Source organism: Pseudomonas sp. 10C3 (assembly GCF_036346185.1).
In the GTDB taxonomy this organism is placed as follows: Bacteria; Pseudomonadota; Gammaproteobacteria; order Pseudomonadales; family Pseudomonadaceae; genus Aquipseudomonas.
Map to the genome: position 1 here is coordinate 1 of NZ_JASJVE010000034.1, position 14,561 is coordinate 14,561.

Below are 14,561 nucleotides of genomic sequence, written 5' to 3' on the forward strand. Positions count from 1 at the left end.
GTCACGAACAGAACTTTTCTTCTGTGGGTCAGGGTAATACTTGGCTGTGAAGTCGGCAGTTGCAGCAGTGGAACGCTGGTCGAAGCGAAGGCCTGTGGAGCGACCTGCTCGCTGGCTGGCGGGTTAAAACGCGCTCCCTTCTGGGGGATGACGGCAACGCCCATAATCTTTTCCTTTCACTATCAAGTCGAGGGAGCATTGATGCACTTTTGTTAATGATGCAAACGCTTGATGGTAAACAGGGCGATCAAAGGGTCTCTGTGTTCGAAAACCGTAACCGTGTGTTTTTTCAATCAAGCAGGATAAAAGAGCGTGCATTGGTTATATCGGTGGTCGGAGAAACGCACCGTTATTCCTATAAATAATTAACAAATAATCTCATCCCTAACACCTCAACGAATGCTCAATACGTAATCGATCAACTGTTCGGCTTCTTCCTGACTAACAGGTGTGCGCGCATTGGCAGAGGGCATTTTTATAGATCCCCAATGGTAGGGAGCAGAGGCGGTGTCCGTGCCGGTTTGGACGACACGAACAAGCATGGGCTTGGCATTTTTAAGCCCATGAAAACGGCGGGAAATATCGCGAAAAGATGGCCCTATCGCTTCAGTCTTCACGCTATGGCAAGCAGTGCATCCCTTGGCGTCTGCCAGCGCCGCCCCTTCAGTAGCATAGGCGGTACCGACCTGGGCGAAAATGATAATCGACGCTATGCACCATGGCTTATTGATCATGATAAATTCCTCTCTCGCGCACTCGCGCTGTGCACTACTCCCGCCTACCACTGTCATGAAAGGAGTACCCAATTGTTGGCAGATTTGCATGGGCCTGTTCTGCGGGTGTTGATCTAGATCAATTAGCGCCCTTTGAATATTGAGACCCGTGAATCGGGGCATGTAGGTGCGCCGTCTCTGACGCGGGGTCAAGATTTTGTCCCCGTGTGGAGGTCATCCAAATTGTCCATGAGCGCCATCTTTGACTTCGATCAAGCGCCGTTGGCGAGTAAGGGCAACAGTACTGACTGTGGCGCGATTGAGCGCCGTTGTTCAGTGTCGAAAAATGTCTTTTCCTATCAGCGCAACAACCGTCAGAAGAGGATTTTGTCATGGCTCATTCCCTAAAAAAAATGCCTGCCCAGGCCAATGAACCGAACCGGGACGTTGCGATCAGTACGAATGCATCGCATCCGTTTGAACAGCTTCGTCGTCAATTCGACCACCTGTTCCAGGACTTCAATAATCTGCCTTCGTTGCTGTCTTCGAGGCGCAGTGGATTTGACCTTGATCCGCTCTTCTCGGGCGATTTCGTCGGGCTGCAATCGCCCGCTGTCGACATTGTTGAAAACGAAAAAGATTTTGAAATCACCGCAGAAGTACCTGGCGTGGACGAAAAAAATCTGACCGTGAAAGTCGTCAACGGCAATTTGCAGATCAAAGGCGAAAAAAGAGAGAACAAGGAAGACAAATCCGGGAGCTACCACCTGACCGAGCGCCGTTACGGTTATTTTGAACGGACCTTCAGCCTGCCCAAAGGGGTGGACGCAGATAAAATTCAGGCACGTTTCAGTAAGGGCGTGTTGACCGTCAATCTGCCGAAGAAACCCGAAGCGATGAAGCCTGAGAAAAACATCAACATTGAGCTGGACTGACGTTTTTGGCGCTTGTCCATGATCTAGCCGGCGGGCGATACCTGTGCTTTTGCGGCATTGAGTATCGTCCAGCCGGTGATCCTCGACGTTAACAGGGCTCCGCCCATTGAGGTGTGAAATGGCACAGCGTCAACGTCTACTGTTGATTGCGCCTTGTAAAATGACTCACAGCCCGGCGTTTGAAAGGGCTGCGGCCTTGGCCGAGGCAATGGATGCATCACTCTCCATCGTCGCTTTTGCCTATTTCGAGACGATGGAAACGTTTAATTTGTTAGACACGCAGGGACGTGAAGCAGCCCGCGAGAGCCGTCTCAAACTATTCCATAACTGGTTGGACAGCGAAACGGCGCAGCTAAGGCACCAAGGGCTGGAGACGTCTTTCGAGGTTGTCTGGGCTCCGCGCTCGGCGCTTGATATATGCCGATACATCAGCGTTTCCAACGTCGATTTCGTACTCAAGGATTTGTATGCCGAGTCAGCGGTCAGGCCCTTGAGTCTTTCAGACCTGGATTGGCAGTTGTTGCGCGGAAGTCCAGCGCCGGTTCTTCTTGTGACGGATGCCAGGCACCCCCATCCTCGGAAAATTCTGGCAGCTGTCGATATTCTTCATGAAGATCCTCATGTTCAACAGTTGAACGACTCGATCATTGAAACTGCGGGACGTCTAGCGCAAGCATGCCACGCATGTTTGCACCTGTTATCCGTGTATGACCGGTCGGTCCAGCCTTTAGCGGACATTGATGAGCCACATGTAGCGACGCCCCCCAGTTACGAGGAAGAGGAAGCGCTGTTCAACGCGCTTGCCGATAAATACGCAATCGACGAGGAACATCGGCATTTCATCGCAGGGGCGGCTGCCAATGTGATCAACACTTATGTCGCTCGGTGCAACTACGACATCTTGGTCATGGGAACGGCGAACCATCGCCCCCTCGACATGCTATTAGGGCGTACGGCTGACATAGTTCTCGATCATCCGCCTTGTAACGTTCTTGTATTAAAGCCTTTTGCCGTGGGGCGACCGAACGACCAGGACGTGTCGGCAACAACGCCCAATACGTTGTCGATGAAAAAATAAGGGCTGCTAAATGAGGCCTCGCAGGCGTTGGCCTGACTTGATTTAAATCAAGCGACAGCGATGGCATTCACTGAGAATTCAGCCAGTTTTCCCAAACTGGCCGGGAGTTCCTTATGTCGTTCGAATCGCCTATCCCGAACGACCCGCTTCAATCTTCGCTCGACATCGACCCGCGAGTGACCTCATCCCTGCTGTGGGTGTCCTGGCTGGTGGGCACTGCGATGCTCGCCGCTGTGATCGCTGTCGCCTTGCACCTGAGCGATGTCGAGGCATTTGGCACGTTGTTGGAGCGGGCAGAACCTCTATGGTTGATTGTGGCCATCGTGTTGCAAGCGCTGACGTACCTGGCTCAAGGGCAGGTCTTCCGGGGCGTGTTAAAAGCAGGGCACGCACAGCTGTCTTTGTGGGATTCAAGCAAGCTCAGTCTGATGAAGTTGTTTGTCGATCAGGCGCTACCCTCTTCGGGTATCAGCGGAGCTTTTGCGGTCATCGCTTTCCTCATTAAAAAAGGGGTCGCCCGGCCATTGGCACTGGCTTGTCTGGTCCTTGACCTTTCCGCCTATTTTTTTGCGTATGTGCTGACCGTCGGGGTCGCACTGTTCATCGTCATGCTGCAAGGACATGCCACGACGTCCCTCATTGCGACCTGCCTGGTATTCGCTGCGGTGAGTCTGGCAGCCGCGATTATTGTACCGCGCCTTTCTGGCCATTCAGAGCTGCAGCGGCGCTTCTCTGTGAAACACCATGCACTGGTAGGTAAAGGACTGGCCTTGTTGACGGGGGCCGACACCCAACTGGTGCGCAACCGTTCTTTGTTGTGGCGCACCACGTTTTTAGAGTTGGTCATCATCCTGCTCGACTGTTTGACGCTGTGGGTGCTGGTGCGTTCGTTGGGGGTGTCCGCACAGCTGCCTGGGTTGTTCGCCGGGTTCATGCTGGCCAGCGTACTTCGCAGTGTTGGAATTGTGCCGGGCGGGCTAGGGGCGTTCGAAGCGGCCGCAGTGGTCACGTTGCATTGGATTGGCATCGAGATTCCGGTTGCGCTGTCTGCCACCTTGTTGTTCCGCGGGCTGACCTTCTGGTTGCCCATGCTGCCGGGCATGTGGCTGGCGCGCAGTGGGCTGGGAACCCCCTCCATCAAGGGGGATGTGCCCATAAGCGAGGTCTGGTGGCAGACGCCTGCTGAAGAGCTGATCCGCTCATTTGGAAGTTCTGTTGAAGGACTGAGCAGTGAGCAGGCAAAAGCGCGTCTGCGACCTGCCGCGCCGGTGGGGCGGAGTCGACCGCATGGTCTGCTCAGGCTGACGATAGAGCAGATGCGTAGCCCGCTGGTCATCATTCTGATCGTGGGTGCTTTGGTGGCGCTGTTAGTCGGGGACTGGATCAACGCGGCCATTGTGTTGTTGATCGTGCTGATCAGCGCCTTGCTGAGTGCCTGGTATGAAAATCGCGCGAGCACGGCAGTCGAGCAGTTACGTCGGAAAATCGCTACGCTCGCCGTCGTTCGTCGTGCAGGCAAGATTCTGCAAGTTCCTGCGTCTGACGTCGTCCCCGGTGATATTTTTTTGCTCAGCGCGGGCAGTCTGATTGCCGCTGACGGCCGAGTGTTGAGTGCGCGCGATTGCTTCATCAGTCAGAGTCTGCTCACCGGCGAGACGTACCCTGTAGAAAAACTGCCGGGAGACGTTCCTGCGGAGGCGTCTCTGATTCAACGCAGCAACTGCGTATTCATGGGCACCTCCGTTCGCAGTGGAACTGCCGAGGTACTTGCCACCCGTTACGGCGATGAGAGCGAGTTCGGTCAGATTGCCAAATCGCTGTCGTTGCGGCCACCGGAAACCGAATTCGAACGTGGTCTGCGGCATTTTGGCGGACTGCTGCTGCGCGTCATGCTGGTCATCACGTTCCTTGTTTTCGGTATCAATATTCTGTTGCATCGACCGACTCTCGACACACTGCTATTTGCCATCGCCTTGTCCGTCGGTTTATCGCCAGAGCTGCTACCTGCCATCCTGAGCCTCACCTTGGCCAAAGGTGCGCAGCGTATGGCCGCCCGTGGCGTCATCGTGCGCCATCTCAGCGCTATCGAAAATCTGGGGGCGATGGACATCTTGTGTACTGACAAGACCGGAACCTTGACGCGCGGTGTGGTTGCGCTGAATGCCGCAGTGAATGTCGAGGGTGAGGAGGAGGTCAATGTTCTGCAATTAGCCCTGTTCAACGCGCATTTCCAGACAGGGATGAGTAACGCGATGGACGATGCCATCACAACCAAGGCGCAGGCCAGTGCTGTCGACGTCGGCCACGTCAGCAAGCTCGATGAGATTCCATACGATTTTGGGCGCAAGCGTCTGAGTGTGGTGGTTGCCGGCAGCGTGGAAGCCCCCATCCTGCTAGTGACCAAAGGAGCGGTCGAAAACGTCCTGGAGGTCTGTACTCATCTTTGTTGCGGTAACGGTACGCAGGTTCTGGATGAAACGGCGTTGGCGGCGATCCGTAAACGGTTTGCTGCGTGGAGTGAGCAAGGATTTCGCGTGCTTGGAATAGCCACTCGTTCGCTGCCTGCACAGGCTCGATACAGCCGTAACGAGGAAGTGGACCTGACCTTCCGCGGCTTTCTGTTGTTTTTCGATCCTCCCGAACCGGGAGTAAAGGCCACGATGGCCGCGCTGGCAAAGCTGGGTGTTCAGGTCAAGATCATCAGTGGTGACAGTCATCTGGTTGCCCGCTATGTCGCCTCTGCCGTAGGGCTCAATGCGCAACGGATCATCACCGGTTCTGAGTTGGCGCTGTTGAAAGACGAGGTGCTGATGCACCTGGCGCCGACAGTTACGCTATTTGCCGAGGTCGATCCCAATCAAAAAGAGCGAATTATTCGTGCCCTGCAGAAGACCGGTCATGTGGTAGGTTTTCTCGGTGATGGAATAAACGACGCACCTGCACTGCAGGCGGCCGACATTGGGATTTCTGTGCAGAACGCTGCTGATGTTGCAAAGCAGGCCGCTGATTTTGTCTTGCTTGAGCATGACCTGAATGTGTTGCGCGAAGGCATTGATGAAGGTCGCCACACGTTTGCCAATACACTGAAGTACATTTTCATCGTGTCCAGTGCGAACTTCGGAAACATGATCAGCATGGCGCTGGCTTCATTGTTCCTGCCCTTTCTACCTCTGCTCGCGAAGCAAATTTTGCTGAACAATTTTCTGTCTGACATTCCAGCGTTGGGCATCGCCAGCGATAACGTCGATCGAGAGTGGGAACAGACGCCTCATCGCTGGAACCTCGCTGAAGTCCGCAACTTCATGGTGGTATTCGGACTCGTCAGCTCACTCTTCGATGTCTTCACCTTTGGTGCGTTGTATTGGCTGGTAGGTATTGCGCCAGATCTGTTTCGCAGCGGCTGGTTTGTCGAATCATTACTGACTCAGTTGTTGACCATTTTCATCGTTCGCACGTACAAACCTTTCCATAAAAGTCATCCGGGTCGAATGCTTCTGGTCAGCGCATCCGTGATCGGGGCTCTGACCGTTTTACTGCCCTACAGCCCCGCTGCCGCGTGGTTTGGACTTGTCCCTTTACCGCTTGGCCTGCTCGCCGTGGTTCTGTCCATCAGCCTGCTTTACGTGGCAGCCGCCGAATGGGTAAAGCGGGGGTTCTATCGAAAGCGACCTATCAAACCGAGGCCACTTCGTCGCCGTGGCGACTCTTGAAGTTGTCCGTTTGTGGCGCGGGCAGAGGCTATTTTCGGTCGGTCAGCGCAGGTGGCATGGTTCAATGTTTCGGGTCCTGATGACGACTTCTGATTTAAGTCAATGCCGCTCATGTCATGACGTTCAACATTGAACCCTGCCCGAATTGCGGAGAACGCTATGGCAAATTTCCAGCATCTACTGTTGATCGCTTCCCCGCAAATGCATCGTACTTCTGCATTTGAGCGCGCGGTGGCATTGGCAAAGGTCAGTAACGCCGCACTCCATATCGTTGCGTTTGATTATATGGAAACGCTCGCAATCGTTGGGGTTTTCAACCAAGGGGCCATGGCGGAACTGCGTGAGGGCTACTTGCAGATGCATCGCCACTGGTTAGAGCAAGAGGCCGAATATGAGAGAAAAAACGGGCTTGAGGTCACCACCCAACTGTTCTGGACGCAGCATGTCGTTGACGAAATTCGGCAATATGTCGACACCCAACAAGCGGAGATGGTGATAAAGGATGTTCACCAGGAATCAACGCTCAAACGCATTTTTTTTACACCGCTGGACTGGCAGCTACTGCGTGATTGCCCTGTGCCAGTCCACGTGGTGATCGATTCGGCAAACCCGTTACCGCACAAAATAGTGGCGGCGGTTAATCTTTTTCGTTCTGCTGATGCAGACCTTCAGCTCAACGACATCATTATCGAAACGGCTTCCCGATTGGCAACACAGTGCGATGGCGTTCTACAGATGCTGTATGTCTTCGATGGGGCCGCTGTCTATGCTTCAGGCTTTACGATCATGGGGGCGATGCCCATCGAAGCAGACTTTGTCGATGCGCTTGGTGATGCGCACCTTGAAGCGTTTGTTGCGCTGGCGGAATACTATGGTATCGCGAAGGAGAACGCTTATTACCTGAAAGGGACTCCGCTCCCGGCCATCAAAAAGTTCGCGGCCGATAACGCGGTTGATGTACTGGTGATGGGCACACGTCCTCATCACAATCTGGACTTGGTGTTGGGCGACACCGCGGAGAATATTCTCCAACACGCCCCCTGCAGTGTTCTTGTGGTCAAGGCATAGATAAGGGCGGGGTCTACTCTCAATCAGCTCGGCGGCACCCTGACACCAGCGAATGTAAGGCTGCTAAATCAAGGATCTCTACGGCTCTGCCCGAAATGCGCACAATCTCAAGTTCACGAAGGCGCGCAATAGCCCGGCAGACTGTTTCCAGGCGCAAACCAAGATAAGACCCGATATCTTCCCGGGTCATTCTCAGGACGAACGCTTTGGATGAATAGCCGCGCGTGACCATTCGATGCGACAAATTCAGCAAAAAAGCGGCTAGACGCTCATCAGCATTGAGGTTTCCCAATAACAAAAGCATTTCATGATCACGGACTATTTCTCGACTCAGCAGCCTGTGCAGGTTGTGTTGAAGCGAAGGCAACTCATGAGACAGTCGTTCCAGTTGCATGAAATGAATCGGGCACGCTTCGCTGTCTTCCAGTGCGATTGCATTACACACATGTCGGTCATTGCTGATGGCGTCTATGCCCAGCATTTCTCCCGCCATTTGAAAGCCTGTCAGCTGTTCGCGGCCATCCTCCGAAATGACGGTCGTCTTGAAAAATCCATACCGGACGGCATACAGCGAACGCAAAGGGTCCCCCGCATGATACAGCGTCTCGCCTTTTTTGATTTTGACCCGTTGCTGAATGAGGGTGGACAGAAGATCGACTTCTGAACTGTTCAGGCCAGCAGATAAACACAGCCCTCGCACACCGCACCCTGAACAGGCAGCCTTTATTTGTTGCACAGGGCTAAGCATTACCGGAAGCGTCATGAGAGATCTCCTGTTATTTTTTCAGCGTAGCCAATGGACCCGCTTCATGACAGAGCGAGTGATCAGTTATAGATGAATGGCGGGCGAAGCAGGGAGGACTTTATTAGCATTTTTTGTTGTATGGAATTCCCTGTCAGGGAATAACTATCGCGCACTCACACTCAAATGAGTGGCCTATTTTATATTTTAAATCAAGGTGGATTGTTTTGCGGGTTGCCAACTAACGGCTTATGGAAAGCGTGCGTAAAATTGTTAAGTAGAAGTTACATCTTGATGGGGATTTCCTTGCGCATGTGCGCAAGCATAACGCCATTTTTTCGCACCATCATTTTTTTGGTTAGAGGGGGTTATTCAATAAAGATTGCGCGGGGCAGGTTTTTTATCGCGCGTTGATCTAACGTATTTGGGTTCTGGCGGGGTGGCTCTGATGTAGATCAATGTGTGGGCCGCTTGATCGTCAAGAATGTGAAACACATAGACCCTGTCGGGAGGAGGTCACCTATTCTCCCCAGCCGTTGACCCTTTCCGTAAGTGGAGGTGTTACATGTCGGACTCTGAGCGTTTATTGTTAGTGGCTTCACCCTTGATGCACCGAACTCCGGCTTTTGACCGAGCGGCAGCACTGGCTAAAGCTAAAGGGGTTCCCTTGCATATCGTGGCCTTTGACTATGTTGAAGGCTTGGCAACGGCTGGCCTGGTCAATGAACAAGCGCTCTCTGAAATGCGCGAGGGTTACTTACTGCGGCATCGTCAGTGGCTTGAAGAGCAAGCTGTTTCCCTGCGCAATCTCAAAATAGTGGTAACAACGGAAGTGGTGTGGGTCCAGCGTCCGCTGGAGGAGATTTTGCGCCACGTCAAAGAGTTAAACCCTTCCATGCTTATCAAAGACCTCGAGCATGAATCTCTGCTGATGCGTACCTTGTTTACACCTCTGGACCTGCGTTTATTGAGGGACTGTTCATCCTCCGTGCACCTTGTTGCGAACGTCCAGCACGCCACGCCGAGAAAAATTCTGGCCGCGGTAGATCCGTTTAAGCCGGAAGAGCAGTTCGAACAGTTTAATGATCAGATTATCCTGGCGGCAGAGAAGTTGGCGGCACAGTGCAATGCTGAACTGCATCTGCTTTACGCGTATGACCTGTCATATATGTATGCGTCGGAGGGCATGGGTTCGACATTGTTTTCAGCGGGCATGGGCGAAGCGGTGTATGAGGCTGAAGGAAAAGCGTTTACTGAATTGGCTGATCGATATCGGGTGCCGCCAGAGTGCCGCCACTTCATCATGGGTGTCCCGGCGAAAGTCATTACTGCTTATGCTGAAGAAGAGAATATTGATGTTGTCGTGCTGGGCACGGTGCACCGTAGAGGGTTGAGCAAACTCTTGGGTAGCACCGCCGAACAAGTGGTTTATCACATGCACAGCAGTCTGTTGGCGATCAAGCCGTCACCGCTTGAGTAGCGACATAGACTGAGTATCTGGGTGAATTTAAAGGCTCAGGATCAAGTCGTTTGTTGCGAGTTTGACGCAGATCAAACTGGGCATGGATATACAATTCACACTGTGCAGGCGGGTGCGAAGCGGGGGGGTGATCCGTACTTCTTCGTGTCGCTAAACAGGTAGTCAATTTTTATTAACGATGCCGTAATGTGAGAGGTTAAAAATGAGAAACCTGACTCTGACTGTTCCACTGATATTGGTCCTGGCCATGGCGGCGGGTTGCAGCAATCAAAAAGCCAAGGAGTTTGACGCGAGATTGACGGGGGCTGAAAACTCGGCAGCCGCAGCCCGGGTCAGGGCTGATGATGCTTACTCCAAAGCGGAGCAAGCGCTTTCAGCCGCTAACCAGGCTCAACAAACTGCCGACAAGGCCAATGAGAGTGCCAGCCGTATGCTCCAAAAAGCCACGCGCAAATAGCAAATAAATACGCTGGGATTAGCGTTGATTGTTTGCCTGAGTCGGCTCGAAAGTGGGGGATACGCTCCGCCCAGAGCCGACACGTTTCGTTGCGATGTCCTGTGTCGCAATACGCGGTGCTTACTTCATGTGATCGTTACCCTGACGCTGCATCAACAGAAGTATGAACGCGACTGCAGAAATAGCAGCACCGGCATAGAAGGTCATTGCTGATCCATAGGTTTGCCACAGCAGACCTGCAAGAGCACTTGCCAGGAGCATGGAGAAACCACTCACCAGATTGAAAACCCCAAAGGCGGTTCCTTTGAGCCCTTCCGGTGTCGTGTCGGCCACAAGAGCGGCCAGCAGCCCCTCACTGAATCCCATATGAAGCCCCCACAATGTAACGCCGAGCATCAGCATTGTGATGGATTCTGCGTTGGCTAGCACGAGATCGGACAGGATAAGCAATATCAGACCCACGCCGAGAAGCGCTTTGCGGCTGACTCGGTCAGAGAGTTTCCCCGCGGGGTAGGCAGAAAGTGTGTAGAACAAAGCCATCACCACCATCACGATGGGTACCCAGGTCGCGGAGAGTCCTGCTTGCTGGCCGCGCAATACCAGAAATGCCTCGCTAAAGCGCGCCAGGGTGAACAGTGCTCCCACAATCACCACCCGCCAATACGCTGGCGAAAAGCTGTAGAGCAGCTGTAGACGTATCGGCGACCGAAAGTGCTGAGTTCGCTGCTCGTGTGCAGGTTCATTGACGCCAACAAAAATCAGGCTGACGGCTACCAGCGCGGGTATCACGGCGATCCATAAGACGAGAGGAATATCTCCACTGAATATAAACATCAGGCCGATGGCCACTGCAGGTCCAAAAAAGGCCCCTACGGTGTCCATGGACTGACGTAAGCCGAAGCACGCGCCACGGATCTCTGGTGGTGATATATCGGCGACCAGAGCATCGCGTGGCGCTCCGCGGATCCCTTTGCCAATCCGGTCCAGAAAGCGTGCGGTAAATACCATTTCTGCGGAATGAGCCAGGGGGAAGAGTGGCTTGGTGAGTGCTGCAAGCCCATAGCCCACCAGCAAGAGGCTCTTGCGTTTACCGAAGTAGTCACTGATCGCGCCGGAAAAAACTTTCACGATCAGGGCCGTAGCTTCCGCAACGCCCTCGATAATACCTAGCGTGATCATGCTGACGCCGAGCGTGCCGACCAAAAATACCGGCAGCAGCGCATGAACCATTTCTGACGACAAGTCCATGAACAGACTGACGAACCCCAGTGCCCAGACCGTACGTGGGATGTTGCGGGTGGTTACCGTCTCGGGCATAGGTCAGATTCCAGGAGGGTCAGCCGATTTCCCGCAGCGCTGATTGTGCATGTCGCTCGACAGCCTGCGGGTACCGGGTAGAGCTTACCGCCCAGGCAACATGCGGGTCAGGGTATTGTCGCGACTTATGTAATGGTGAAACAGGCCGGCCGCTGCGTGCAGGCCTATCAGCCAATAGCCGGTTGTTCCGGCCAGTTCATGCCATTCTTTAATTGATTTAGCCAGCGCCTCATTCGTGCCGATCAGGGGCGGCAGTTCAATTCCGAAGAAGGGAACAGGTTTGCCGGCCGCACTCAGTACCAGCCAACCGGCGAGCGGCGCGCCTATCATTAGCGCATACAGGGCGAGATGCATCAGCTTGGCGGGGATTGCCTGCCACTGCGGGAGGGCGGGTACGACGGTAGGTGTCGGCGCAATCAAGCGGGCCAGAAGACGTAGCCACACCAGTGCGAAGATTGCCAGACCCAGCATGAAGTGCCATTGCTTGAGCAACTCACGAAAGTCGCTGCCTTTGGGGAAGTTCCCTTTTAGTTCAATACTGGCGTAGACGCCGATGATCAAGGCCAGCATCAGCCAATGCAGCCCGATGGAGAGAATGCCATAACGTTGTTTTGTGTTTTTCCAGCCCATAACGATGTCCTTGTTGTGCCGTGGTACTTGGTAAGTGACGATTATTCTGAGGCTCAAAGCTTAAACCAAACTGAACGCGGTGCGTGTTTAACGGAAGGGGATCACGCTGTTTTTCCTTTACTTCACATATGGAAAAACATATATTCGAAAAACCGTATATGAGCTGAAACCCCGTCATGACCGATCCTCTGACACCCACCGCCGTTTTTAAATGCCTGGCTGACGACAATCGAGTGCGCATGATGCTGCTGGTTGCCCATGAGGGTGAACTCTGTGTCTGCGAGCTGACCTGCGCGCTCAACGAGAGTCAGCCCAAGGTATCCCGGCACTTGGCGCAACTGCGCAATTGCGGACTTCTGGCAGATCGTCGGCAAGGTCAATGGGTGTATTACCGCCTGCACCCGAACCTGCCTGATTGGGTGCATGGCGTTCTGACCACCGTATTGGAGGCCAACAAACACTGGTTGAGCCCTGACGCGAAACGTCTTGATGAAATGGGCGACCGCCCGGCGCGCGCCGCAGCCTGCTGCTGATCCAGCCACGTTGAGCGCCGAGCAGCTCAAGGCCGAGCTAGCCCTGGTCGGTACGCTCTGACAACAGGAGATATGAACATGAGCAAAAGCCGCCTTTCCTTTCTGGACCGCTACCTGACCTTGTGGATTTTCTTGGCCATGGCGTTCGGCATCGGGCTGGGAAGCCTGTTCGAAGGCTGGCCGCAGTGGCTCAACAGTCTCTCTGTGGGTAGCACCAACATCCCGATCGCCATCGGTTTGATCGTGATGATGTATCCGCCCCTGGCCAAGGTTCGTTATGAGGAGCTGCCAGAGGTCTTCAAAGACAAGCGCATCCTTGCGTTGTCTCTGATCCAGAACTGGGTCATCGGGCCGATATTGATGTTCGTTTTGGCGATTGTCTTCCTGAGCGACAAGCCGGAATACATGACCGGATTGATCCTCATCGGCCTCGCCCGTTGCATTGCCATGGTGCTGGTCTGGAATCAGATCGCGGGAGGCAATAATCAATATGTCGCCGGGTTGGTAGCGTTCAACAGCATCTTCCAGATATTGTTTTTCAGCCTGTACGCCTGGATTTTCCTGGGGCTATTGCCGCCACTGTTTGGACTGGAAGGCAGCGTTATCGAGACCAGCTTCATCAGCATCGCCGGGTCAGTTCTGATCTACCTGGGTGTGCCATTCATGGCCGGTTTTCTGACCCGAAAGATCCTGATCGCCCGTAAAGGAAACGACTGGTATCAAGAGCGCTTTATCCCAAAAATAAGCCCGCTGACCCTGGTGGCATTGCTATTGACCATCGTCGCCATGTTCAGCCTCAAGGGCGACAAGGTGCTGCAACTGCCATTGGATGTATTGCGCATCGCGATCCCGCTGACGATCTACTTCGTCGTGATGTTCTTCCTTAGTTTCTGCATGGGCAAGCTGCTCAAGGCGGATTATCCGCGTACCACGGCTCTGGCTTTTACTGCTGCGAGCAACAACTTCGAACTCGCGATTGCGGTGGCCATCGCTACCTTCGGCCTGGCGTCCCCGGTCGCTTTCGCCACGGTGATTGGTCCGCTGGTGGAAGTGCCGGTGCTGATTTCTTTAGTGGGTGTAGCGCTGTGGCTTAAACGCCGCTGGTTCGATGAATCCAAGAGCGCAGTTGCGCAGGACAACGACTATGTATGACGACCACATCCCCCAACTCGACGTCGAACTGGTTGAATTACCTTCGGCAGACAAACTGGGGATCGAACTGAAGTCCACCCATAAACCACGCATCCTGCTGCTGTATGGATCGACGCGTGAGCGCTCCTTCAGCCGCTTGCTGGTAGAGGAAGCGGCTCGCCTGCTGCAACGCATGGGCGCCGAAACACGGATTTTCAATCCATCAGGCTTGCCATTGCCCGATGATGTCGCCGATGACCATCCACAGGTACAAGAACTGCGCGAATTGATGCGGTGGTCGGAAGGGCAAGTGTGGTGTTCACCTGAGCGGCACGGCTCGATGAGCGCGGTGTTCAAGGCACAGATCGACTGGGTGCCGTTGGCCATAGGCGCAGTCCGCCCGACCCAGGGTAAAACCCTGGCGGTCATGCAGGTGTGTGGTGGGTCGCAGTCGTTCAACGTGGTCAATCAACTGCGGGTACTCGGGCGCTGGATGCGGATGTTCACCATCCCCAATCAATCGTCCGTACCCAAGGCTTATCTGGAGTTCGACGAGCACGGTCGGATGAAACCCTCTCCCTTCTATGACCGGGTCGTCGATGTGATGGAAGAGTTGGTGAAGTTCACATTGCTGCTGCGCGACCGCCAGGACTATCTGGTCGATCGTTATTCCGAGCGCAAAGAATCGGCGGAAGCACTCATGGACCGGGTTAATCAGCGTTCTATCTGAGGACAGTTTCACCGTGTAATAACCGAAGTTTGGCCTG

At 54.0% G+C, this 14,561-nt stretch carries 13 protein-coding genes; 9 read left to right on the forward strand and 4 right to left on the reverse strand.

The window, feature by feature from the left end; all coding sequences use genetic code 11:
• Window positions 1-392 precede the first annotated feature (392 nt).
• Window positions 393-734, reverse strand: a complete 342-nt coding sequence (locus QN399_RS23650; protein WP_322178907.1) for a c-type cytochrome — start codon at window positions 732-734, stop codon at window positions 393-395.
• Window positions 735-1,042: 308 nt separating this feature from the next.
• Between QN399_RS23650 and QN399_RS23655 the strand changes: the two genes are divergently transcribed.
• The 4 genes from QN399_RS23655 (at window position 1,043) to QN399_RS23670 (ending at window position 7,504) form a co-directional block, all read left to right on the forward strand.
• A complete protein-coding gene (locus QN399_RS23655) occupies window positions 1,043-1,648 on the forward strand; it encodes an Hsp20/alpha crystallin family protein (protein WP_322178908.1) in 606 nt (201 codons plus the stop codon).
• Window positions 1,649-1,766: 118 nt separating this feature from the next.
• A complete protein-coding gene (locus QN399_RS23660) occupies window positions 1,767-2,726 on the forward strand; it encodes a universal stress protein (RefSeq protein WP_322178909.1) in 960 nt (319 codons plus the stop codon).
• A gap of 113 nt (window positions 2,727-2,839) precedes the next feature.
• A complete protein-coding gene (mgtA, locus tag QN399_RS23665) occupies window positions 2,840-6,436 on the forward strand; it encodes a magnesium-translocating P-type ATPase (RefSeq protein ID WP_330201775.1) in 3,597 nt (1,198 codons plus the stop codon).
• Window positions 6,437-6,595: 159 nt separating this feature from the next.
• Window positions 6,596-7,504 (forward strand): universal stress protein, encoded by a 909-nt coding sequence (locus tag QN399_RS23670; protein ID WP_322178911.1) that lies wholly within the window; start codon window positions 6,596-6,598, stop codon window positions 7,502-7,504.
• 19 nt (window positions 7,505-7,523) lie between these two features.
• Here the strand turns inward: QN399_RS23670 and fnr are convergent, their stop codons facing one another.
• A complete protein-coding gene (fnr, locus tag QN399_RS23675; protein WP_322178912.1) occupies window positions 7,524-8,267 on the reverse strand; it encodes a fumarate/nitrate reduction transcriptional regulator Fnr in 744 nt (247 codons plus the stop codon).
• Between the two features lie 544 nt (window positions 8,268-8,811).
• Here fnr and QN399_RS23680 point away from each other — a divergent pair.
• Both QN399_RS23680 and QN399_RS23685 read left to right on the forward strand, forming a co-directional pair.
• Window positions 8,812-9,726 (forward strand): universal stress protein, encoded by a 915-nt coding sequence (locus QN399_RS23680; RefSeq protein WP_322178913.1) that lies wholly within the window; start codon window positions 8,812-8,814, stop codon window positions 9,724-9,726.
• A gap of 202 nt (window positions 9,727-9,928) precedes the next feature.
• Complete coding sequence (locus QN399_RS23685) at window positions 9,929-10,183, forward strand: Lpp/OprI family alanine-zipper lipoprotein (RefSeq protein ID WP_322178914.1); 255 nt, start codon at window positions 9,929-9,931, stop codon at window positions 10,181-10,183.
• Window positions 10,184-10,303: 120 nt separating this feature from the next.
• On the opposite strand, the gene QN399_RS23690 is transcribed toward QN399_RS23685, so the two are convergent.
• Window positions 10,304-11,500, reverse strand: a complete 1,197-nt coding sequence (locus QN399_RS23690; protein WP_330201776.1) for an MFS transporter — start codon at window positions 11,498-11,500, stop codon at window positions 10,304-10,306.
• Window positions 11,501-11,584: 84 nt separating this feature from the next.
• Window positions 11,585-12,130 (reverse strand): cytochrome b, encoded by a 546-nt coding sequence (locus QN399_RS23695; protein ID WP_330201777.1) that lies wholly within the window; start codon window positions 12,128-12,130, stop codon window positions 11,585-11,587.
• 176 nt (window positions 12,131-12,306) lie between these two features.
• On the opposite strand from QN399_RS23695, the gene QN399_RS23700 reads away from it, so the two are divergent.
• The 3 genes from QN399_RS23700 (at window position 12,307) to arsH (ending at window position 14,524) form a co-directional block, all read left to right on the forward strand.
• Window positions 12,307-12,663: a metalloregulator ArsR/SmtB family transcription factor gene (locus QN399_RS23700; protein ID WP_322178917.1), complete on the forward strand. Its 357-nt coding sequence runs from the start codon at window positions 12,307-12,309 to the stop codon at window positions 12,661-12,663.
• Between the two features lie 78 nt (window positions 12,664-12,741).
• Window positions 12,742-13,815, forward strand: coding sequence for an ACR3 family arsenite efflux transporter (gene arsB, locus QN399_RS23705; protein ID WP_322178918.1), 1,074 nt, complete (start codon window positions 12,742-12,744; stop codon window positions 13,813-13,815).
• Entirely contained in the window at window positions 13,808-14,524 is a 717-nt protein-coding gene (gene arsH, locus QN399_RS23710; protein ID WP_330201778.1) for an arsenical resistance protein ArsH, read from the forward strand. The genes arsB and arsH overlap by 8 nt, the downstream gene beginning before the upstream one ends.
• The last annotated feature ends 37 nt before the right edge of the window (window positions 14,525-14,561 follow it).

Coding starts and splice junctions, on each gene's coding strand:
- QN399_RS23650 (WP_322178907.1), bottom strand. CDS start 734: ATGATCAATAAGCCATGGTGCATAGCGTCGATTATCATTTTCGCCCAG.
- QN399_RS23660 (WP_322178909.1), top strand. CDS start 1,767: ATGGCACAGCGTCAACGTCTACTGTTGATTGCGCCTTGTAAAATGACT.
- mgtA (WP_330201775.1), top strand. CDS start 2,840: ATGTCGTTCGAATCGCCTATCCCGAACGACCCGCTTCAATCTTCGCTC.
- QN399_RS23670 (WP_322178911.1), top strand. CDS start 6,596: ATGGCAAATTTCCAGCATCTACTGTTGATCGCTTCCCCGCAAATGCAT.
- fnr (WP_322178912.1), bottom strand. CDS start 8,267: ATGACGCTTCCGGTAATGCTTAGCCCTGTGCAACAAATAAAGGCTGCC.
- QN399_RS23680 (WP_322178913.1), top strand. CDS start 8,812: ATGTCGGACTCTGAGCGTTTATTGTTAGTGGCTTCACCCTTGATGCAC.
- QN399_RS23685 (WP_322178914.1), top strand. CDS start 9,929: ATGAGAAACCTGACTCTGACTGTTCCACTGATATTGGTCCTGGCCATG.
- QN399_RS23690 (WP_330201776.1), bottom strand. CDS start 11,500: ATGCCCGAGACGGTAACCACCCGCAACATCCCACGTACGGTCTGGGCA.
- QN399_RS23695 (WP_330201777.1), bottom strand. CDS start 12,130: ATGGGCTGGAAAAACACAAAACAACGTTATGGCATTCTCTCCATCGGG.
- QN399_RS23700 (WP_322178917.1), top strand. CDS start 12,307: ATGACCGATCCTCTGACACCCACCGCCGTTTTTAAATGCCTGGCTGAC.
- arsB (WP_322178918.1), top strand. CDS start 12,742: ATGAGCAAAAGCCGCCTTTCCTTTCTGGACCGCTACCTGACCTTGTGG.
- arsH (WP_330201778.1), top strand. CDS start 13,808: ATGTATGACGACCACATCCCCCAACTCGACGTCGAACTGGTTGAATTA.